This is a genomic window from Streptomyces sp. R35 (assembly GCF_041053035.1).
GTDB lineage: Bacteria > Actinomycetota > Actinomycetes > Streptomycetales > Streptomycetaceae > Streptomyces > Streptomyces lutosisoli.
In genome coordinates, this window is sequence record NZ_CP163440.1 from 4,937,369 (window position 1) to 4,957,992 (window position 20,624).

Below are 20,624 nucleotides of genomic sequence, written 5' to 3' on the forward strand. Positions count from 1 at the left end.
AGGGGCCGGAGGGCGACCGGGCGGGTGCGGGACAGTGGGCCCGTGGAGCGTGCGGAGTTGAAGGGGCTCGTGGAAGGGGGTGTGTTGCTCACCTCGCGGGCCCTCGGGAGCGGGTGGCCTCGGGTCTCCCTCTTTCGGCGGCTGGGTGCCGAGGGGTGGACGCGGGTTCAGACGGGTGCCTGGGTCCCGCCGGGGTGGGACGTGGACCTCCTCACGCTTCTCAAGGCCGCGCAGCTCCTCAAGCCCCAACTCGTCGTGAGTCACCGTTCGGCGGCCCGGCTCTGGCGGATCGAGACGCTGGACACCGTAAGCAACCGAACCACCCTGGACTTCACCGACCCCGGGCTCAGCGTCCGGCGCGGAGGCGAGGGCGTACAGGTGCACCGGATCCCCCTCGCCCCGTGCGAGGTCGTGGAACGGCAAGGGCTGCGGGTCACCGGAGTGAACCGCACCGTCGCCGACCTCCTGCGGGCCGAACCGAGGGACGACGCCCTCGTCGCCGTGGAGTCGGCACTCACCCGGCGCAGGATCGGCTCCGTGCGGCGCGCCCCGCTCACCACGCCGGCCGCGCTCGCCGCCGCCCTCGAAGCCCCGCTCCTCGGAGCGCCCCGAGCGCGAGACAGACTACGGCTCGCCGACCCGAACTCCGGGTCCCCCGCAGAGACGATCGCGCGCCTGCGGATGCACGACGTCGGCCTCCGGCCCGAACCCCAGGCCGAGTTGCGTACCCCCGACGGACGCCGCCGCTTCCTGGACTTCCTCTTCCGTGCCGAGGGCCTGGGAGTGGAGATCGAGGGCTACGCCTATCACGGCACCCGCGACGCCCACCGCCGCGACCTGCACCGCTTCAACCAGATCCTCCAGTGCCCCGAGGTCCGGACACTGCTGCGCTTCACCGCGGAGGATGTCTTTCACCGGGCGGCGGGGATGCTTGCCCAGATCCGCGCCGCCCTGGGTGCGGCCGATTCCGGCAGCGGCGCGCGCTGAGGGGGCGGCGTCCGCGAATGCGGCGGATTCCGCCCCCTCAGCGAGCAGACAGGGGAGCGCGTCGCTCCAGCGCCCTCAGACAGCCACTCCCAGCGCCAACGCCCCCACCACCGGCGCCGCATACACCAGCGGGAACGGAATGTGCGAGTACCAGCGCGCCCGGGCCACGGTGATCGCCGCCCCGGTGAAGTACAGGACCAGGCCGATTCCGGCCGCGACGCCGAGCGGTGGTACGAACAGGCCGGCCAGCAGGCCCACGGACCCCGCCGCCTTGGCCGCACCGAGCCAGGGCCACCACGAGCGGGGGACGCTGTAGTCGGTCAGGGCCTGGAGGACCCACTGGGCGTGGAAGAGGATGGCGCCGGCCGAGTAGCCCGACATGGCGGCGGCCAGGATGGTGACGATGATGTGGGCAGTGGACATGGGGGAGGCTCCTTGTCAGGGGGGCCGGGGCGGGGTTGATCCGATCCGCCCGGGCTGGTGTGTGCGTCCGTCACTGGATTGACACCGGGCGGCGTACGGGTGTGACACGACGGCCGGAAGTTTTTCCGGCCGCCTCATTCGCAGCCTCATTCGCAGCCTCGGGGCCCGCCTGACCCGGCTGCCCCGCCTGCCCCCCTGACCCACCTGCCCCCCTGACCCACCTGACCCTTCAGACCCTCACCGCCCCCGCAACTCCCCCTTCACCACCTTCCCGCTCGCGTTCCGCGGCAGCTCCCCCACGAACTCCACCGCCCTCGGCACCTTGTAGTTCGCCATCTCGCGCCGGGACCACGCGATGAGGTCGTCGGCGGTCAGTACAGCCCCCGCCCGGCGGACCACGTACGCCTTGCCCACCTCGCCCAGGCGTCCGTCCGGTACGCCGATCACCGCGACGTCGGCCACGTCCGGGTGCAGGCCGAGGAGTTGTTCTATCTCGGCGGGGTAGGCGTTGAAGCCGCCGACGATGAACATGTCTTTGATGCGGTCGGTGATACGGAGGTTGCCGGCGTCGTCGAGGACGCCGACGTCGCCCGTGTGCAGCCAGCCGTCGGCGTCGAGGACCGTCGCCGTGGCGTCCGGATCCTCGAAGTAGCCCTGCATGACGTTGAATCCGCGGACCAGGACCTCGCCCGGGGAGCCGAGGGCGGCCTCGACCCGTATCTCGGTGTCCGGGATCGCCCGGCCCGAGGTCGAGGCGATCACCTGCGCCGCGTCTCCCCGGCGGCACATCGTGACGATGCCGCTCGCCTCGGACAGTCCGTACGCCGTCAGCACCGTGTCGATCTTCAGCTCCGACTTCAGGCGTTCCACCAGGCGCAGGGGGACCACCGCCGCGCCCGTCACCACCAGACGGAGCGCCGAGAGGTCGTACGCGTCGCGGGAGGGGTGGTCCAGGAGTGACTGGTGGAGGGTGGGCGGGCCCGGGAGGACCGAGATGCGTTCCGACGCGACGTTCGCCAGCACGGTGTCCACGTTGAACACCGGCTGCGGGATCATCGTCGCGCCGCGCATCAGACAGGCGACGATGCCCGCCTTGTAGCCGAAGGTGTGGAAGAAGGGGTTCACGATCAGGTAGCGGTCGCCCTCGCGCAGGCCCGCGAGGTCGCTCCAGATCGCGTAGCCGCGGAGTGTCTGGGCGTGGGTGATCAGGGCGCCCTTGGGGCGGCCCGTCGTGCCCGACGTGAAGACGATGTCCGAGGCGCAGGAGCCGGACACGGTGTCCCCCCGCTGCCGTACCTCCTCCGCCCCCACGCCCTCCCCGCTCGCCAGGAAGTCCTTCCAGGTACGGAAGTCGGCGGGGGCGTCGTCCGCGAGGACGACCACCTGTTCCAGGTGCGGGAGGCCCGGGAGCGGGCCGGCGGCATTCCTCTCAGCCTCACCCTCTGCCTCCCCCTGCCCCTCACCCGCGGCCCGCCGCAGTGACGCCACATACGACGTCCCGAGGAAGGTGCCCGTCACGAACAGCAGCTTCGCCCGGCTCCGGGAGAGGACGTACGCCGCCTCCGCGCCCTTGAACCGCGTGTTCAGCGGCACCAGCACCGCCCCCGCCGACACCGCGCCCAGCGCCGAGACGATCCAGTCCAGGGTGTTCGGCGCCCAGATGGCGACGCGGTCGCCGAGCCGCACCCCGTTCGCGACGCAGGCCGCCGCCGCACGTTCGACGCGGGCGCCCAACTCGGCGTACGAGACCCGTGTACGGCCCTCGACAACCGCCTCGCGCTCCGCGAACCGTGTCGCCGCCGACCGCACCAGTCCCGGGATGCTGCCCCACTCCAGGTCTCCGCGCATCGCCCGCCTCCCGTCGGCCCAAGCACACTAGCTGACTGACCGTCAGATTAGCTGTAGCCTGACGCCCTGTCAGCAGCCGGGACTGTCTGCGGAGGTGCACCCATGCCGGGGATCAAGGACGCCACAGCCGTCGTCGGGATCGGGCAGACTCCCTTCGCCAAACAACTCCCCGAATCCGAGAAGGCCTTGGCCTGCCGGGCGATCCTCGCCGCCCTCGACGACGCCGGGATCGCGCCCGCCGAAGTCGACGGGCTCGCCTCCTACACCATGGAGGAGACGGACGAGGTGGAGGTGGCCAAGGCGGTCGGTCTGGGCGACCTCACCTTCTTCAGCAAGGTCGGCTACGGAGGCGGCGGCTCCTGCGCCACCGTCGCGCATCTCGCCGCCGCCATCGCCGGCGGGCAGGCGACGGTGGGGGTGGCCTGGCGGTCGCGGAAGCGGGGGTCCGGGCCCCGGCCGTGGAAGAACACCGCCGTCCAACTCCCCACCCCCGCCCAGTGGACCCGCCCCTTCGGCCTCCTCCGGCCCGCCGACGAGATCGGCATGCTCGCGCGCCGCTACATGCACGAGTACGGCGCCACCCGCGACCACCTCTTCAACGTCGCCCTCGCCTGCCGGAACCGCGCCAACCAGAACCCGGCCGCGATCATGTACGAGCGGCCGTTGACCCGCGAGATGTACATGACCTCCCGCTGGATCAGCGAACCCCTCTGCCTCTTCGACAACTGCCTTGAGACAGACGGGGCGTTGGCCTGCGTGATCGTCTCCGCCGAGCGCGCCCGCGACTGCCGCCGGCGCCCCGTGTACGTCCACTCCGCCGCCCAGGGCCTGCCCGCCCAGCATCACGGCATGGTCAACTACTGGAACGACGACCCGCTCACCGGACCCGCCTGGACCGCCGCCCGGCACCTTTGGAAACACGCCGACTTCACGCCGGACGATGTCGATGTGGCCCAGATCTACGACGCGTTCACGCCTCTCATACCGCTCTCCCTTGAGGGATACGGCTTCTGCGGGAGAGGGGAAGGCGCGGCCTTCACGGAGGGCGGCGCGCTGGAGATCGGCGGGCGGCTGCCCGTCAACACCGGCGGGGGCGGGCTCAGCGAGGCGTACGTGCACGGCTTCAACCTCATCAACGAGGGCGTGAAGCAACTGCGCGGGACCAGTACGGCCCAAGTCCCCGGTGCCGCCACCTGCCTGGTCACGGCGGGTGAGGGCGTACCGACGTCCGCGCTTCTACTCCGGGCCTGAGGAGCCGCCGCCATGACCACCATCAACACCACGAGCACCACGAACGCTACGAGCACCACGAGCGCCACTCACGCCACGACCTCGGACGAGTCCCTTCTCTCGCCCGTTCCCGACGACGACGGCGCCCCCTTCTGGGAGTACGCGGCCCGAGGCGAACTCCGGATCCAGTCCTGCGCCGACTGCGGCGAACTGCGCTTTCCGCCCCGGCCCTGCTGCCCGCACTGCCACTCCTTCGCGAGCGGGTGGCGGGAGATGAGCGGCAGGGGGAAGGTCTGGTCGTACGTCTTCCCGCATCCGCCGCTGCTTCCCGCCTACGCGGAGCAGGCCCCGTACAACGCGATCGTGGTGGAGCTGGCGGACGCCCCCCGGATACGGCTCGTGGGGAATCTGGTGAGCGGTGCCGGTGAGGCCCTCAACTCCGTCCCGCCGGAACGGATCCGGATCGGGGCGCGGGTGCAGGTGGTGTTCGCCGAGGTGAACGGTGTAGCCGTGCCCCGCTGGGTGCTGGAGCGGCCGTGAGCGGCGGGCTGCGCGTCACCGCAGACAAGGACACCGGCGTCGCCGTCCTCACCCTCGACCGGCCCGCGAAGCTCAACGCCATCGACCTCGACACGGCCGCCGAACTCGCCGCCGCCTGGCGGGAGTTCCGGTTCGACGACACCGTACGGGCGCTCGTCATCACCGGGGCGGGCACGCGGGCCTTCTGCACGGGGATCGACCGCGACGTCGTCGTGCCGCAGCCCGACTCCCCCTACATGGTGGACGATCCGCTCGTCGCGATCGGGCCGAAGGCGAACGACCTGTGGAAGCCCGTGATCGCCGCCGTGAACGGGATCGCCTGCGGGGGTGCCTTCTATCTGCTGGGGGAGGCGGAGTTCGTGGTGGCCGACGAAGCGGCGACCTTCTTCGACCCGCATACGACGTACGGGATGGTCAGCGCGTACGAGTCGATCTACATGGCGCAGCGGATGCCGTTCGGGGAGGTGGCGCGGATGGCGTTGATGGGGACCGCCGAGCGGGTGTCGGCGCGGCGGGCGTACGAGGTGGGGCTGGTGTCGGAACTCACCGCGCCCGGTGCGGCGTTGGGGGCGGCCGTCGATTGTGCCGCTGTCATCGCCTCGTATCCGGTGGAGGCGGTGCAGGGGACGGTGCGGGCGTTGTGGCTGGCCAAGGAGGCGGCTCGGGCGCAGGCCCTCGCGCATGCGCCGCAGCTCGTGTCGCTCGGGAATCTGCCGGGGGAACGGCAGGCGGGGCTGTTCACGGCCCGCCGTCCCGGCTTCCGCCTGCGGTGACCTCCGGTGGCTCCGCGTGGCGGGTTCGTCGCACGCGGCGTAGCGTCGCCATCAAGACGGCCGCCGTCCGGCACCCCTTCCGTGCCCGGCACGACGGCCGTCACACGTTTTCGCCCCCGCCGCCCCTACCCGTCCCATCCCGTTCCTGGGGGCCGCGCCCCTTAAGGGGCGCGGGGAACTGCGCGAACGGCCCCCACCGGCCCGCAGCCGACGAACGACCCCCGGGGTCTGGGGCGGAGCCCCAGCGGTGGGGGCGGCTCACGTAGTCCGAGCCGTCCCCGTTCCCTTCTCCGCGTCCAACGCGTACACGCACCGATCCTTGCTGCACGCGTACACCACGCCGTCCTTGACCACCGGAGCCCCGGTGATCTCACCCCCGGTCGCCAGCTTCCAGCGGAGTCGGCCGTCGTCGGACTTCAGGGTGTACAGGAGATGGTCGGTGGAGCCGAAGTGGATGCGGCCGTCGGCGACGGCGGGGGCGCCGACGAGGTCGCCGCCGGCCTGGAAACGCCACTTCGGGGTGCCGGTGACGGCGTCGAGGGTGTACAGGCCCTTGCCGCTGCCGACGTGGACGTGCCCGGCGGCGACGAGCACCGGCTCGATGGAGGCGCGGGACTCGGTGGCGATGCGCCAGCGGTCGCGGCCGTCGGTGGCGTCGAGGGCGTAGACCGTGCCGAGGTAGTCGGCCAGGTAGACGCCGCCGCCCGTCACCGCCGGGCCCGGCGCGAAGGTGGGCGGACAGAGGAAGACCGCCGGGGCCTCGAAGTGCCAGCGGACGTGCCCGCTCGCCACGTCGACGGCGAGGACGCGGGTGCCGGCGGAGACGTAGACGTAGCCGTCGGGCGCCTGGGTCAGCCGGACCGGAACGCCGCCGCAGGAGGCCGCGTCGCCGATCGGGTACGACCAGCGCTCCTCACCGGTACGGGCCTCCAGGGCGCGCAGCCGGGCGTCCTTCCAGACGTACACCGTGCCGTCGTGGATGGCGGGCCCGGCCTCCGGGGACTCGAAGTCGGTCTGGGCGCCGGTCAGCTCCCAGAGTTTCTGGCCGTTGGAGGCCTCCCACGCCTGGACTCCGCCACCGCGCGTGCCGGTGATGACGGTTCCCCGGTCAGCCTTGAGCGAGTACACCCAGGCGTCCGTCGACAGGCGCCAGAGGTCGCCTCCCTCGCGGGCGTCCAGCGCGAACAGCGTGGGGCCGTCCGAGGCGTGGATACGGCCGTCCGCGACCGCCATCGACCACGCCACGTCCCGCGTCTTGAAGCGGCGTCGGCCGGTCGCGACGTCGAGGGCGTGGACCTCGAAGGAGGTGACGTAGACGAGGTCGCCGGCGACCGAGGGCGTACCCCAGACGTCGTTGGACATACGGAAGCGCCAGGGGCGCCAGCCGGAGGGTGAATCGGGCGCGGGGGGCGCGACGGTGGGCGCGGGCGCCGGATCGGCACCGTTCACGCCGGCGCGCGGCCGGGACCAGGACGCCGCGAGCCCGGCTTCCGGAGGGGGCGCCTTCACGGCGGCAGCGCGGGCGTCCGCGACGCGCGGGCCGGGGCCGATGGGCACCTGGGCGCCCGCGAGGCGCACGGGGCCGGTGTCGGGCGCCCCCACGGGCACAGGCGCGTGCGAGGGGGGTGCGGGCGCGGGCACGCGCCCCCCACCACTCCGTCCACTCCCCCCGGAGGAGGGCTTCACGGGCGGACGGCCGCCACGGCGCGTCTCAATCAGGCCCACCGCCCGCTCGGGCAGCCACGCCGACGCCGTACCGCTGTCGTCGGAGCCGGAGCCGAAGAGGTGGGGCGCGAGCTGGGCCTGGAGATCGGCGGGGTTGGGACGCGCCGTCGCCTCCATCTGCATGCAGGACTCGATGAGCGGGCGCAGCTCGGCGGGCAGGCCTTCGAGGTCCGGGCCCTCACGCAGCAGCATGAACACCGTCTCGACCGGGTTCGCGCCGTGGAAGGGCGCGTGGCCGGTCGCGGCGAACACCAGCATCGATCCCAGTGAGAAGACGTCGCTCGCGCCGGTCACGCTGCGCGAGTCCTTCGCCTGCTCGGGGGACATGTAAGCGGGCGTACCGACGGCGACGTTCGTCATGGTCAGACGGGTGTTCGAGACGCCGGACGCGATGCCGAAGTCGATCACGCGCGGCCCGTCCTCGACGACGAGGACGTTGGAGGGCTTGAGGTCACGGTGGACGAGACCCGCGCCATGGATCGACTGCAGGGCCTCCGCGACGCCCGCCGCCAGCCAGCGCACCGCCTGGGCCGGGAGCGGCCCGCACTCGTTCACTATTTCCTCGAGCGAGGGCGCGGGCACATACGCGGTGGCCAGCCACGGCACCGCGGCGCGCGCGTCGGCGTCGACCACCGCCGCCGTGTAGAAGCCGGACACGGCGCGGGCCGCCTCGACCTCACGCGAGAAGCGGACCCGGAACAGCTGGTCCTCGGCGAGCTCCGTCCTGACCGTCTTGATCGCCACGCGCCGGCCGGAAGCCGAGCGCGCGAGATAGACCAGCCCCATGCCGCCGGCACCCAGCCGTCCCAGCACCTCGAACGGCCCGATCCGCCGCGGATCGTGCTGCGTCAGCTGATCCACCACTTGCCTGCCACCTCCCCGTACGAGCCACGTCATCCACGTATGAACGCGGCCCAGTGCAGCGTCTCACCACCGCACCGCCATGGCGGCACGCACCCCGATTCTTCCTGGCCGAGCCACAGGTTGCGAACCCGGGGGCGGATCGGGGTGTCTCGGGACATTCCACCCGCTCCTCGGGCCCGCCGCGGCCATGGTCAGGCCGAAACGCGACTGTTCACCTTTGAAGTACAGCTCATCACCACTCAAGTACGGCTCACACCGCTCAAGTACGACGCATCACCGCTGAAGTACGGCGAAGGACGCCCCCTGATTGTCCGTGACCACGGCCACCCGTCCGTACGACGTGTCGAAGGGTGTCGCCTGGACACGGCCGCCGAGCCGGTTCACCGTCCCGAGTACCGCCTCACAGTCCTCGACGCCGAAGTGGACGAGGAAGTGGGGCGGCATTTCGGCCGGGAAAACGTCGGAGACGGGTGCGCGGCCGAAGTCGGGGGTCGCGTCGGGGCCGAAGAGGGCGTCGTGGAAGAGGGTGCCGTAGAAGCGGTCGACGGCCGTGGTGTCCCGTGCGTACAGCTCGGCCCAGCAGAAGGTGCCCCGTTGGTGGCGCTTGCCGAAGCCGGGGAGGGTGCCGGCCTGCCAGAGGCCGAAGACAGCGCCCTCGGGGTCAGTCACGAGGGCCATCGTGCCCAGTTCGCCGGACAGGCCGGCCGCCGTCGGGGTGGTGATGACCTGCCCGCCCGCGTCCATGATCCGCCGGGAGAGCCCGATGACGTCGGGCGTCGCGAAGTACACCGTCCATACGGTGGGCATCCGGCCGTCCAGCTTGGGCGTGAGCCCGGCGACGGGCTCACCGTCGAGGTGCGCCAGGCCGGACGGGCCGTACCCCTCCGCGAAGGTCCAGCCGAAGAGCTCGCCGTAGAAGCGCTTGCCCGCCTCCACGTCGGGGAGCTGTGCGTCGACCCAGCAGGGCACGCCCTCGGTGAAGTCGGCGAAAACGGCTGAATCGGCCATGCGGCCAAGCTAACGGCCCTTCACGCATCCCGCAGAGCAGAAGCACCCACCCCCGTGAACCCCAGGAACGCCCGTGAATCGCTCCCGCGCACCCTCGTGAACCCCCCGCGCACCCCCGCGCCGAACGGCCACACCCCATTTGCAGTCGGCCGAATCGCGCTCCGATCACCCCTCGGTAAGCTGACGGCATGACAGGACAAGTGCGTACCGTCGACGGCCGCGTGGCCGGACGGCGTGGGCAGGCGACTCGGCAGAAGCTGCTCGACTGCCTCAGCGAGATGCTCAGCTCCTCGCCCTACCGGGACGTCAAAGTCATTGATGTCGCCCGGAAGGCGGGAACTTCGCCCGCGACCTTCTACCAGTACTTCCCGGACGTCGAAGGCGCCGTCCTGGAGATCGCCGAGCAAATGGCCGCGGAGGGCGCCGGGTTGACCCAGCTGCTCGAAGGGCGTTCCTGGGTCGGCAAGGCCGGCTGGCAGACCGCGCAGGAACTCGTCGACGGCTTCCTGGAGTTCTGGCGCAGGAACGACGCGATCCTGCGGGTCGTCGATCTGGGTGCCGCCGAGGGCGACAAGCGGTTCTACAAGATCCGTATGAAGATCCTGAACTCCGTGAACAACTCCCTTACGGACACGGTCACCGACCTCCAGTCCAAGGGCAAGGTCGACAAGGACGTGAACCCGGCAGCGATGGCCGGTTCCCTTGTCGCCATGCTCGCGGCGGTGGCCTCGCACCAGAAGGGCTTCCAGACGTGGGGCGTCAAGCAGGCTGAACTCAAGCCGAACCTCGCGCTGTTGGTGCACCTCGGCGTGACCGGCAAGAAGCCGACGAAGTAACGCTTCGCCCCTCCTTGCCCCTTTCCTCCTTCCCCCCTCGCCTCCTTGCCCTCTTTCCTTCGCTCCTCCTTGCCTCAACTCCTGTCATGTAGGCGGCAGTCCACCGGTGTGGGCTGCCGCCTCCTGCGCTGTACGGGCGGTCGCGCGGGCGGCGCCGGTCACGCGGGCAACGGCCGGTCCGTGACCACATGCTTCATCACGAGCGTCGACGTCAGCCGCTGCACACCCGGCAGCGTCGCCAGCCGGTCGTCGTAGAGCCGCTGGAAGGCCGCGAGGTCGGCGGTGGCGACCCGTAGGAGATAGTCCGGCTCCCCGAAGAGCCGTTGCGCGTCCAGTACGTGCGGGATGTCGGCCAGCGCGCGCTCGAAGTCGGCGACGGTGTCCCGGTCCTCCTGGCGCATCGAGACGAAGACCAGCGCTTCGAAGGTCAGGCCGACCGCGGCTGGATCCACGACCGCGCGGTATCCGCGGATGGCTCCGGACCGCTCCAGCTCCCTCAGACGCCGATGACACGGCGAGACACTGAGCCGCACCCGCGCGGCCAGCTCCGTCACGGTCAGCCGCCCGTCCTGCTGGAGCTCGGCAAGAATCTTCTGGTCCATGGAATCCATGAGGAATATTTTCCCTCTGAAACCGCGGATCAGGGCAAATTTCAGGAACACTTTCGGGCCAATCGCGCCTAATGTCCCCGCTATGGATTCCGGAACCCTCCTCTCCTTCCTCGCCCTGGACCTGCTACTGGTGTGTGTACCGGGCGCCGACTGGGCGTACGCGATCTCGGCGGGGCTGCGAGGCCGGTCGGTGGTTCCGGCCGTTTCGGGCCTCGTCTCCGGATACGCCGTCCACACGCTGCTGGCAGTGGCTGGGCTCGCGGTGCTGGTGGCGGGGTCCCCAGCAGTGCTCACCGTGCTGACGGTGGTCGGGGCGGGGTATCTGGTGTGGCTGGGGTGGGGGGTGCTCCGGCGCCCCGGGGTTCCGGGGGCCACGGCCGAGGAGGGGGCCGACGGCACGCGTCCCGCCCGTGCCTTTCTGCGCGGCGCCACGATCAGCGGCCTCAACCCCAAGGGCCTGCTCCTCTACCTCTCCGTGCTGCCGCAGTTCCTCGTCGCCGGGGGCGGGCACCTGCCGGTGGCGGCGCAGACCGCCGTACTCGGGCTGCTGCACATGGGGTGCTGCGCCGCCGTGTATCTGACGGTCGGCGCCCTGGCCCGGGCCGTCCTGGGCGCACGCCCGGCCGCCGCCCGCGCGGTCACCCGAACGTCGGGCGCCGCGATGCTCGGGATCGGTGCGTTCCTGCTGGTGGAGCGGCTGGCGACGCTGTAGTCGCGGTGAGCAATCCCTATCCGTTTTGCGCACGTATAGACAGATGTCCGCTAGTAGGCAGATGCCCGCTAGCCGGATGTCCGCGAATCCAGACAGATGTATGCGAAAGGAGAGGCGACCATGAACCTCCTGAAGCGCGCGGCCCTGGCCCTGTCCTCGGTCGCCCTGGTCACCGGCGCCGCGGGTATCGCCGCCGCCCCCGCCTTCGCGGTGGGCCAGCCCGGCGCGTCCTGCGAAGACCAGCCCACCCGCCCCGGGCACTCCGAGAGTGCCCCCGGCTCCGCCTTCAACCCCGACGGCGTCTCCGGCACCCACTACGCCGGCGAGCAGCCCCAGAACTCCACGAACCCCCACTCGGTGTCCCAGTACGACGTGGCCTGCCTCCAGGTCTCGACGCACTGAGGCGCCGGTGAGGCACCTGGGCGCGCCCAGGAGCGCGTCGTCATCGCCGTTCGATCCTGAAGAGCCGTATCTCCCGCTCCACGCGAGCCTGATACGTCGCATACGGCGGCCAGAAGGCCAAGACCGCCTTCCAGGCCGCCGCCCGCTGCTCGCCCTCCAGCAGGTGGGCCGTGACCGGGACGTCCTCGCCCTTCCAGCTGACCTCGGCGTCAGGACGGGCGAGGAGGTTGTGGGTCCAGGCGGGGTGGTCGGTGCGCCCGAAGTTGGAGCCGATCAGGATCCAGCTGCGCCCGCCCTCCTCCGGCATGCAGGCGAGCGGCGTACGGCGCTCAAGTCCGCTCCGCGCGCCGGTGGACGTCAGGATCACTCCCGGCAGCATCTGTGCGCTGAGCAGTACCTTTCCGCGTGTGAGGCGGTGTACGGCCCGGTCCAGGACGGGGATCAGATGCGGCGCGATCTTCGCGAAGGTCCGGGTCGAGGACACCTTCTGCACCAGTCGGACTCCGGGGGCCATCAGACCGTCACCTCGCCGCCGTCGAAGAGACGCGCGGCGTCGGCGGCGTACCCGCGCAGCCGGTGGACCGGCCCGAAGAGCAGTTCGTCGCCGGACGCGCGCTTGAAGTAGAGATGGGCCTCGTGCTCCCAGGTGAAGCCGATGCCGCCGTGCAGCTGGATACCCTCGGAGGATGCCGTGCGGAGCGCCTCCAGCGCCTGGGCGAGCGCCAGTCCGCCGACGTTCTCTCCGTGCGCGGTCGCCCAGGCCGCGTAGTACGCCGCCGAGCGCGCCGCCTGCACCGCCACGTACACATCGGCCAGCCGGTGCTTCACCGCCTGGAAGGAGCCGATCGCCCGCCCGAACTGCTCGCGTTGGCGTACGTACTCGACGGTCCGCTCCAGCGCACGGTCGGCGGCGCCCACGGCCTCCGTGGCGAGCACGGCGGCGGCGGTGTCCCCGACGGCGGCGAGCGCACCGGGAACGCCGGGCTCGTCGGGGTCGTCCTCGCCGAGCAACTCGGCCTCCACGTCCCGCAGTTCGATCCGGGCCTGCGGCCGTGTCTCGTCCAACGATGTCTGCCGCACCCGTACGAGCCCCTCGGCACCCTCCCGCACCAGGAACAGCAACGTCCGCGACCGAGCGAATCCCCCTGTGTGCGCGGCCACCACAAGCAGCCCCGCACTATGTCCGTCGAGCACCTGTGCCGCCTGCCCATAGAGGCGCCACACACCCTCGACCCGCCGCGCCTGTACGCCCCCGGCGCGCCCGCCGCCCGCCCAGTCCCCCCGGTTGTCGCCGACCAGGCCGAGCGCGGTGGCCGGCCCGGCCCCCGGCACGGCGAGCGCGGCGGTCAGCTCGCCCGAGGCGAGGCGCGGCAGCAGTCCGGCCCGCTGGGATGCGCTGCCGAGGGCCAGGATCAGCGGGGCGGCGAGCACCGCCGTGGACAGCAGCGGCGAGGGAGCGAGGGCGCGCCCCGACTCCTCGCAGGCCAGGGCGAGTTCGGTCACCGAGCAGCCGACACCGCCGTACGCCTCGGGAAGGGCGAGCCCGGGCAGCCCGAGCTGCCCCGCGAGCGCCTCCCAGAGACCGCTGTCGTACCCGGCGGGGGTCCGCACGGCGGCCCGCACCTCCTCCGGACCGCAGCGTTTGAGGAGGAGTTCCCGGAGGGTACGGCGGATCTCGTCCTGTTCGGCGGTGAAACGGGCGTCCATGGGCGGGCTCCTCGAATCCATCCAGGATCTGACGGGCCGTCATGTTAGGGCGAGGGGTCACAGATGCACAGGGGTGCGACCGCCTCCCGACAGGGATCTCGCGACAGGTCCCCCAGCGGCGATCTCCCGACAGCGACCTCCCGGCAGGGCACTTATCTGATGTACCGTCAGATTCATGACGACGACGCCAGGAACTCCAAGGACTTCCGGCCAACGCATATCGGATCGGACGTCCGGTCGGCACATGTCGGCTCAGACTTCCGGCCGGCGCAAGGTCGCCGTCGTGGGCGTAGCCCTCTCCGACTGCGGCCGCGTCGACGAGACCACCCCGTACGCCCTGCACGCCCAGGCGGCCCGCCGTGCGCTGGCCGACTCGGGCCTGGACCGATCGGTGATCGACGGCTTCGCGTCGGCGGGCCTCGGCACGCTGGCCCCCATAGAAGTGGCCGAATACATGGGCCTGAAGCCCACGTGGGTCGACTCCACCTCTGTCGGCGGCTCCACCTGGGAGGTCATGGCGGCGCATGCGGCCGACGCGATCGCGGCGGGCCACGCGAACGCCGTCCTGCTCGTGTACGGGTCGACGGCGCGCGCGGACATCAAGGCGGGGCGGCGCACGGGCAATCTGTCCTTCGGCGCGCGGGGGCCCTTGCAGTTCGAGGTCCCGTACGGCCACACGCTCATCGCCAAGTACGCGATGGCCGCGCGCCGCCATATGCACCAGTACGGCACGACGCCGGAACAGCTCGCCTCGGTCGCGGTCCAGGCCCGCGCGAACGCGGCGGCGAACCCGGAGGCGATGTTCCGCGACCCGATCACCGTCGACGACGTCCTGTCCGGCCCGGTGATCGCGGACCCCTTCACCAAGCTGCACTGCTGCATCCGCTCCGACGGCGGCGCGGCGGTGCTGCTGGCGGCCGAGGAGTACGTACGCGACTGCCGTACGGCCCCGGTGTGGGTCCTCGGCACCGGCGAGCACGTCTCGCACACCACCATGTCCGAGTGGGCCGACTTCACGGTGTCCCCGGCGGCGGTGAGCGGCCCGCTCGCGTTCGAGCGCGCCGGGGTCCGCCCGGACGAGATCGACTTCGCCGAGATCTACGACGCCTTCACCTACATGACCCTCGTGACCCTGGAAGACCTCGGCTTCTGCGCGAAGGGCGAGGGGGGTTCCTTCGTGGACGCCGGGAAGGGACGGTTGCTGGTGAACGGGGAGCTGCCGGTGAACACGGACGGAGGCGGCCTGTCGGCCCAACACCCCGGCATGCGGGGCCTGTTCCTACTGGTGGAGGCCGTACGGCAGCTGCGGGGCGAGGTGGCGCAAGAGCGGCAGGTACGGAGGGCCGACGGGGGTTTGCCGCAGCTGGCCGTGGCGTCCGGGACCGGGGGCTGGTTCTGTTCGTCGGGGACGGTGGTGTTGGGCCGGGGGTGAGGTTTCTCCGCCTGCCTACCGCCTGCCGCCCGCCGTGAGCAGGTGGCCGCTGACGCCGAGCAGCGACGGCTCGGACTCGGTCTGCCGCACGGCCCGCAGGACCGACTCCCGTCGGCCGGGATCGTCCAGCCACGCGGAGACGTCTCCCATCAGCCAGGCCGCGCCTTCGACACCGTACTGGCCGGAGGGAGCCAGCCCGGCCGCCGCGAACTCGTCGAGCACGTCCGCGGGTTGGTGGAAGTAGGCCGTGGTGAACAGGGACTTGTCCCCTCCGGTGGGACGCATCCGGCCGTCCCGGGCGGCGGACTCGATCTGCGGTCGCCGGTCGGGGTCGAAGTACAGGCCCGTGCTGAGGGTGTCGTGCAGCCCCGCGAACCGGTTGATGGTCGCGGCGACCACCACTCCCCCAGGGCGCACCACGCGCCGAGCCTCGCCGAGGGCCCGGACCCGGTCCTCCCGCTCGGGGAGGTGGTAGAGGGGGCCGAGCAGCAGGACGACGTCCGCCGACTCGTCGGGCAGGCGCAGGGCGCGGGCGTCGCCGACGTGTGCGGTGACGCCCGGGAGCCGTGCGGCCCGTTCGACGTGCAGCGGTACCGGGTCGAGGAGTTCGACGTCGTACCCGTCGGCGGCCAGCCACTGCGCGTGGACGCCGCTGCCGCCGCCCACGTCCAGCACCTTCGCCGGAGCGGGCGGCAGGAGCCGGCGCAGGACGTCCTGCGTGCGCCAGAACTCCAGTCGCCCGCTGCCCTTCCGCAGCCGCCCGTCCTCGTTGTCGCGTTCGTAGTACGCCGTGATCTCCTCGGCGAGTACGGGGAGTCCGGCGGCGCTTGTGCTGGTGGTTGGGGTGTCGTGATCAGCGGTCATGCCGGAACCCTGACCGATGGCGGCCGTCGCCGACAACCCGGTTCTCCTCCCGTTTCTACTCCAGGCCGCCACTTCGGCGCACGAGGATGCGCCCCTCCGCCGTACCGATCAGCAGGTCGCCGTTCGGGGCGACGGTCAGGCTGCACGGAGTGAAGGCGTACGGGCCGTAGGTGTCCTCGTCGGTGGTCGTCCCGCGGTGCATGACCTTGCCGTCGTCCGCGCGCAGGGTCAGCAGTTCGTGCCCGCCGGTCACCACGTGGACGAGCCCCTCGTGGGTGTCCACGCCCGTCACCCGGGCGTCCGTGGGGCAGGTCCAGACGATGTCGCCGTGCGGAAGGGCTCGGCGCAGGAGGCGGGGGTTGCGGCGGTTGACGAGGACGGAGTGGACGATGCCCGGGCCGAGGGCGTCATGGACGTACACGGCGGGGCCGCCCATGACGTAGTCGTCCGGCGCGGCGTCCTCCAGGAACGGGAAGAGCGGCTCGATCCCCTTCGGCGTGGCCTCGACGACCCACTTCTCACTGTTCTCTTTCTCGTTCTCCTCCTCGGCGCGACAGAGGAAGAGCAGGCGGGGCGAGCGGCGCACGTGGAAGTCGAACGAGCGGTCGCACTCGCCGAGTTCGAGCGTGCCGAGCTGCTTGCCGGAGGGCGTGTACACACGGCTCTCGTACGGTGGCCAGCGCGCCGGCGGGAACAGGTCGCGGGAGTCGCGGGCCACCCAGGCGCCGTCCGCACGCGCCGTGATGGCGACGGGGAAGTCGAGTCGGTGTTCGGCGAGTTGGGTGCCGTCCGTGAGCGCGATGCGGCGGAGCAGCGTGCTCCGGTCGTCGCTCCTCCCGACGAGGACCGTGACCCAGGCCGTCTCCTCGTCCGGTGTGATGTACAGCTGCCCGCCGGAGCGGTGCGAGAAATCGTCCGGCTCCGGCACCGACCACAGGAGCTCGCCCTCCGCCGACCAGCACTCCAGGAGGGTGCCGCAGCGCAGGGCGGCGATCACGCGGCCGTCGGTGAGCGCCTCCACGGCGACGACCTCGTCACGGCGGTTCCAGGTCCGCCCTGCCCGGTCCGCCAGGTCGGCCAGCGGGGGCCTCGGGGGGATCGGGTCCCAGGCCGACGGGCCGTCGTCGTCCACGGGGGTGCGCGGCCCGAAGGCGAGCCCGCCCGCCGCCACGTCGTCCAGGCAGCCGCGCCAGTCGTCCCGTTCGGCGACGCACGCCAAGTAGGCGTCGGAGCCGTCGCGTTCGTAGGCATGGTCCGGTTCCGCGACGGCGATCTCCAGACGGCGCTCGTCGATCCAGTGCAACGCCGTCACGCCCACCTCGTCGAAGGGCACGGCGGTACGGCGCCGGGTCCCCGGCTCGTACAGCACCAACTCCCCACGGCGGTACGCCTCGTCGCCCTCCTCCGTGGCGATGGCCAGCAGCGGGAGGGCGGGGTGGAAGGCGAGTCCCTCAATGCTCTGGTCCAGCTCCACGAGGTGCCAGAGGGAGAGGTCGGCGGTGCGGTAGATCCCTACCTGGGACCTGACGACACGCGCGCCGACGTAACTGCTGACCGCGATCCACTCCCCGTCGGCACTCATGTCGACGGTGAAGGCGTGGCCCATTTCGGGGAAGGGGTGGTCCGGGATGACAGGCATGAACAGATCGTTCACCTCTTCGGGCTTGTGGATCAAACTTGTGGATCAGACTCGGCTCAGGGGTGGGTCGCCAACCAGGGAGCGGGTGCCGTGGGTTCCGCACAGGTGTGGACACCTCTGCTGGGCGTGGCCGTCGGCGGCGGGCTGTCCTGCCTCGCGCAGTTCACGGCCGGCAGGCAGGCCGGCCGCAGCGAGGACAAGCGGCAGGCGGCGCAGCTCGCCGAGGCGCGTCGGACCGAACGCCTGGATCTTCTCCGGGAGTTCATCGCACTCGCCCAGGAGGGCATCCGGATCGCCGAGCAGCGCAAGCGGGCGCCGGATCCGCTCGCCACCCCCGCGGAGTGGCTCGAAGCCGCGCGGAGCCTCATCGACCGGCTCTGGGTCTGCGAACGGATGATCAGGGTCTTGTTCGGCGACGAGTTCTTCCAGCGCGCCTGGGACTACGCCTCGGCCGTGGACCACGTCATATGGGAGCACCAGCTCTCCGACGAGGAGATGTGGGACCACCTGCGGGAACACCAGACACGCTTCCTGAACGCGGCACGACGCGAGGTCGCCTGACGGCTCCGGTGGGTCCCGGGTCTCCCCGGACTCCCGGACTCCCCGGACTCCCCGGACTCCCCGGTCATACTCGGCGCATGGAACCGGATCTTCATGAGCTGCTGAGATCGCTGCGGGTGTGGGACACGGAGCTGCCCTCCTTCGACCCGGGCGCCGCCCCCGACGAGCCGCTGCCCCTGTTCGCGCGATGGTTCGCGGAGGCCGTGGCCGCCGGGCAGACGGAACCGCACACCATGTCGCTGGCGACGGCCGACGAGGACGGGCTGCCGGACGTACGCACGGTGATGCTGCACGGGGCCGACGCGACCGGCTGGTCGTTCGCCTCGCACGCGACCAGCCGCAAGGGCCGACAGCTCGCCGCCCGGCCGTACGCGGCGCTCGGTTTCTACTGGCCCGCACAGGGGCGCCAGATCCGGCTCCGCGGCCCCATCACCGTCGCACCGCCGGAGCAGAGCCAGGCGGATCTGCACGCGCGTTCCACGGGCGCGCTGGCCGCCGCGCTGGTGGGCCACCAGAGCGAAGTCCTGCCCTCGGAAGAGGAGTTGACGCGGGCGTCGGACGCGGCCTGGGACCGGGCCCAACGGGAGCCGGACGCGCCCGCCCCCACCTGGACCCTCTACCACCTGCGCCCGGACGAGGTGGAGTTCTTCCAGGGGGATGCGCGCCGACGGCATCTGCGCCTCGACTACCGGCGTACGGGGGATGGTTGGGTCAAGGAGCTGCTGTGGCCGTGATGTCGTGCGTGGTGAAGTCGTGCGTGGTGAAGTCGTACGTGGCGAAATCGGCGACCGGTCGGTAGCCGATGCGCTGGTACAACCCGTTGCTGGTCGGGTTGGCGAGGTCGGCGAAGAGGAGCACCTCGTCGGCGCCGGCGGCGAGCGCGGCGCGGCTGACCTCGACGGTGGCGGCACCGGCGTAACCACGGCCGCGCAGGTGGGCCGGGGTGTAGACGGGCGCGACGCGGATCTGCCCGGCGATGAGGTCGGTGCGGCCGGCCATGGAGACAGGGGTGCCGTCGGGGGTCTCCCACAGGGTGGCGCCGCCGTAGGAGAGCCGGTCGTCGGCCCAGGCACCGCTGTCACGGGACCCGTCCTCACCGATGATCTCGGCGAACTCCCCGTACCACTGGGCGAGTCGGGCCCTGTCCGGCTCCGTCGCGACCCTGGCCCGGCCGGGCGGGGCGGGTTCGGGCGGTGTCAGGGTGCCGAGGCGGTACAGCCGCTGACGCTCGCGCAGCGCGACCGTGGCTCCCGTACGCCGCTGCCAGGCCTCGGCGAAGGCCGCGCTGGTGATGCTGTCGCCGAAGACACCGGACGGGTTGTGGCCCAGGTCCGCGAGCAGGGCGGCGAGGGTGTCGGTGTCCTCCGTGGACAGGGGCGTGAGGTTCAGCGGATACGGCGGCGTACGGAAGAGGGTCGCCCGCACGGCCCCCTCCCGCTCCAGAAATCCGAAGAGCGGCGCTTCCTTCCCGTACCCGTCCATCCCGCGCCGCCGCAAGGCGTCCGTCACCGTCAGCGGCACGGTGTGCATGGCAGGCCGCGAGCGCAGGAACTCCCCGGCCCGCCCGAGAAAGACGTCCAGGTCGTGGGTGAGCCGCCAGCCGGACGCGACGTCGTGAGCAACAGATTCCATGCCCGATGATCCCGTGGGCCCGGAAGCCTGCGCCTCTGATTTACGGACGACTGCGCATGGCCGACCGCCGCCCGCGGTGAGGGGAGGTGACGACGGGCTCCCTGTCAGGCGGGGACCATGAGCACCGTGCCACCATTGTGGCTCTGCGTGCTCGCTGCGCTACGGCAATCCGGGGAACTGCCCCGCAGGTCAGCCCAGGCCCACCGCCCCACGGCCGAAGGGCGCCGACGGCTCGGGATCTGTCGCCAGCCGTCCGTGCAGATGTACGTCCCGGAACGCGTCGTGCCGTCCCGCCTCGAACATCGCGCCGCGCAGCGTCCCCTCGTACCGGAATCCGCAGCGCTCGGCGACGCGGCAGGAGATGTCGTGGCCGAGGGCGTGGCCCAGGTCCAGGCGGTGCAGGGCGAGGTCGGTGAAGGCGTAGCGGGCGGCGAGGTTCAGGGCGCGGGCGGCGACCCTGCGGCCACGCGCCTCCGGCAGGATCCAGTAGCCGACGTTGGCGCAGCTCATGATGTGGTTGATGTCGTTGACGCCGACGTGGCCGAGCAGCGCGCCGGTGTCCGCGTCGGTGACGCAGAAGGAGACGGCGGTGCCTCGCTCCGCGCTGTCGGTGCGCGCGAGAAGCGACTCGCGGGCGGCGTCGATGTCCCGGATGAACCTGAGCGGCGTGTTCCAGCGCTGGAACTCCGGATCGGACAGTCCCCGCAGGTACGCCGAGACGTCGGCGTCGGACTCCGCGTTCCAGGGGCGCAGCCGCAGACCGTTGCCGTGCAGCTCGGGGAAGGGGTGGGCGGCGAACTGTTCATGGACTTCGGACATCCAGCCATTGA

Annotated in this window: 21 protein-coding genes; 10 read left to right on the forward strand and 11 right to left on the reverse strand. The window is 71.6% G+C overall.

The annotated features are described in order from the left end of the window. Nucleotides 1–201 precede the first annotated feature (201 nt). Entirely contained in the window at nt 202–987 is a 786-nt protein-coding gene (locus tag AB5J50_RS22555) for a hypothetical protein (protein WP_369260212.1), read from the forward strand. A 75-nt stretch (nt 988–1,062) separates the two neighbouring features. On the opposite strand, the gene AB5J50_RS22560 is transcribed toward AB5J50_RS22555, so the two are convergent. Further along, nucleotides 1,063–1,410 (reverse strand): DoxX family protein, encoded by a 348-nt coding sequence (locus AB5J50_RS22560; RefSeq protein ID WP_369260213.1) that lies wholly within the window; start codon nt 1,408–1,410, stop codon nt 1,063–1,065. A 237-nt stretch (nt 1,411–1,647) separates the two neighbouring features. Continuing rightward, nucleotides 1,648–3,258, reverse strand: a complete 1,611-nt coding sequence (locus AB5J50_RS22565) for a FadD3 family acyl-CoA ligase (RefSeq protein WP_369260214.1) — start codon at nt 3,256–3,258, stop codon at nt 1,648–1,650. 102 nt (nt 3,259–3,360) lie between these two features. Here AB5J50_RS22565 and AB5J50_RS22570 point away from each other — a divergent pair, with 102 nt between their 5' ends. Genes AB5J50_RS22570 through AB5J50_RS22580 form a run of 3 tightly spaced genes read left to right on the forward strand, consistent with a single transcriptional unit; the run spans nt 3,361 to nt 5,801 of the window. After that, nucleotides 3,361–4,509 carry a lipid-transfer protein gene (locus AB5J50_RS22570; RefSeq protein ID WP_369260215.1) on the forward strand — a complete coding sequence of 383 codons (1,149 nt, stop codon included), beginning with the start codon at nt 3,361–3,363 and terminating at the stop codon, nt 4,507–4,509. Nucleotides 4,510–4,521: 12 nt separating this feature from the next. Continuing rightward, a complete protein-coding gene (locus AB5J50_RS22575; RefSeq protein WP_369260216.1) occupies nt 4,522–5,028 on the forward strand; it encodes a Zn-ribbon domain-containing OB-fold protein in 507 nt (168 codons plus the stop codon). Then, a complete protein-coding gene (locus AB5J50_RS22580) occupies nt 5,025–5,801 on the forward strand; it encodes an enoyl-CoA hydratase/isomerase family protein (RefSeq protein ID WP_327429568.1) in 777 nt (258 codons plus the stop codon). The genes AB5J50_RS22575 and AB5J50_RS22580 overlap by 4 nt, the downstream gene beginning before the upstream one ends. A 258-nt stretch (nt 5,802–6,059) precedes the next feature. On the opposite strand, the gene AB5J50_RS22585 is transcribed toward AB5J50_RS22580, so the two are convergent. Together AB5J50_RS22585 and AB5J50_RS22590 are read right to left on the reverse strand one after the other, a co-directional pair. Then, the gene (locus tag AB5J50_RS22585; protein ID WP_369260217.1) at nt 6,060–8,390 is read right to left on the reverse strand and encodes a PQQ-binding-like beta-propeller repeat protein; all 2,331 of its coding nucleotides are present in this window, start codon (nt 8,388–8,390) and stop codon (nt 6,060–6,062) included. A gap of 273 nt (nt 8,391–8,663) precedes the next feature. Then, nucleotides 8,664–9,398, reverse strand: coding sequence for a VOC family protein (locus tag AB5J50_RS22590; RefSeq protein ID WP_369260218.1), 735 nt, complete (start codon nt 9,396–9,398; stop codon nt 8,664–8,666). A 200-nt stretch (nt 9,399–9,598) separates the two neighbouring features. Here AB5J50_RS22590 and AB5J50_RS22595 point away from each other — a divergent pair, with 200 nt between their 5' ends. Next, nucleotides 9,599–10,234: a TetR family transcriptional regulator gene (locus tag AB5J50_RS22595; RefSeq protein ID WP_327435070.1), complete on the forward strand. Its 636-nt coding sequence runs from the start codon at nt 9,599–9,601 to the stop codon at nt 10,232–10,234. Between the two features lie 158 nt (nt 10,235–10,392). On the opposite strand, the gene AB5J50_RS22600 is transcribed toward AB5J50_RS22595, so the two are convergent. Further along, complete coding sequence (locus tag AB5J50_RS22600) at nt 10,393–10,845, reverse strand: Lrp/AsnC family transcriptional regulator (RefSeq protein WP_327429571.1); 453 nt, start codon at nt 10,843–10,845, stop codon at nt 10,393–10,395. Nucleotides 10,846–10,927: 82 nt separating this feature from the next. Between AB5J50_RS22600 and AB5J50_RS22605 the strand changes: the two genes are divergently transcribed. Together AB5J50_RS22605 and AB5J50_RS22610 are read left to right on the forward strand one after the other, a co-directional pair. Continuing rightward, entirely contained in the window at nt 10,928–11,557 is a 630-nt protein-coding gene (locus AB5J50_RS22605; protein ID WP_369260219.1) for a LysE family translocator, read from the forward strand. Nucleotides 11,558–11,677: 120 nt separating this feature from the next. Continuing rightward, nucleotides 11,678–11,959 (forward strand): hypothetical protein, encoded by a 282-nt coding sequence (locus AB5J50_RS22610; RefSeq protein WP_327429573.1) that lies wholly within the window; start codon nt 11,678–11,680, stop codon nt 11,957–11,959. A gap of 40 nt (nt 11,960–11,999) precedes the next feature. On the opposite strand, the gene AB5J50_RS22615 is transcribed toward AB5J50_RS22610, so the two are convergent. Both AB5J50_RS22615 and AB5J50_RS22620 read right to left on the reverse strand, forming a co-directional pair. Then, nucleotides 12,000–12,473: a nitroreductase/quinone reductase family protein gene (locus AB5J50_RS22615; RefSeq protein WP_369260220.1), complete on the reverse strand. Its 474-nt coding sequence runs from the start codon at nt 12,471–12,473 to the stop codon at nt 12,000–12,002. Next, the gene (locus AB5J50_RS22620) at nt 12,473–13,666 is read right to left on the reverse strand and encodes an acyl-CoA dehydrogenase family protein (protein WP_369260221.1); all 1,194 of its coding nucleotides are present in this window, start codon (nt 13,664–13,666) and stop codon (nt 12,473–12,475) included. The genes AB5J50_RS22615 and AB5J50_RS22620 overlap by 1 nt, the downstream gene beginning before the upstream one ends. 244 nt (nt 13,667–13,910) lie before the next feature. On the opposite strand from AB5J50_RS22620, the gene AB5J50_RS22625 reads away from it, so the two are divergent. Beyond that, nucleotides 13,911–15,098, forward strand: coding sequence for an acetyl-CoA acetyltransferase (locus AB5J50_RS22625; protein WP_369260222.1), 1,188 nt, complete (start codon nt 13,911–13,913; stop codon nt 15,096–15,098). A gap of 15 nt (nt 15,099–15,113) precedes the next feature. Here the strand turns inward: AB5J50_RS22625 and AB5J50_RS22630 are convergent, their stop codons facing one another. Beyond that, entirely contained in the window at nt 15,114–15,962 is an 849-nt protein-coding gene (locus AB5J50_RS22630; protein WP_369260223.1) for a class I SAM-dependent methyltransferase, read from the reverse strand. Nucleotides 15,963–16,017: 55 nt separating this feature from the next. After that, nucleotides 16,018–17,601: a hypothetical protein gene (locus AB5J50_RS22635; protein ID WP_369260224.1), complete on the reverse strand. Its 1,584-nt coding sequence runs from the start codon at nt 17,599–17,601 to the stop codon at nt 16,018–16,020. Between the two features lie 90 nt (nt 17,602–17,691). Between AB5J50_RS22635 and AB5J50_RS22640 the strand changes: the two genes are divergently transcribed. Both AB5J50_RS22640 and AB5J50_RS22645 read left to right on the forward strand, forming a co-directional pair. After that, a complete protein-coding gene (locus AB5J50_RS22640) occupies nt 17,692–18,162 on the forward strand; it encodes a hypothetical protein (protein WP_369260225.1) in 471 nt (156 codons plus the stop codon). A gap of 77 nt (nt 18,163–18,239) precedes the next feature. Further along, nucleotides 18,240–18,896 carry a pyridoxal 5'-phosphate synthase gene (locus AB5J50_RS22645; protein ID WP_369260226.1) on the forward strand — a complete coding sequence of 219 codons (657 nt, stop codon included), beginning with the start codon at nt 18,240–18,242 and terminating at the stop codon, nt 18,894–18,896. On the opposite strand, the gene AB5J50_RS22650 is transcribed toward AB5J50_RS22645, so the two are convergent. Then, nucleotides 18,874–19,794, reverse strand: a complete 921-nt coding sequence (locus AB5J50_RS22650) for a GNAT family N-acetyltransferase (RefSeq protein WP_369260227.1) — start codon at nt 19,792–19,794, stop codon at nt 18,874–18,876. The genes AB5J50_RS22645 and AB5J50_RS22650 overlap by 23 nt on opposite strands. A gap of 189 nt (nt 19,795–19,983) precedes the next feature. Further along, nucleotides 19,984–20,613, reverse strand: coding sequence for a GNAT family N-acetyltransferase (locus AB5J50_RS22655; protein ID WP_369260228.1), 630 nt, complete (start codon nt 20,611–20,613; stop codon nt 19,984–19,986). Nucleotides 20,614–20,624: the final 11 nt, after the last annotated feature.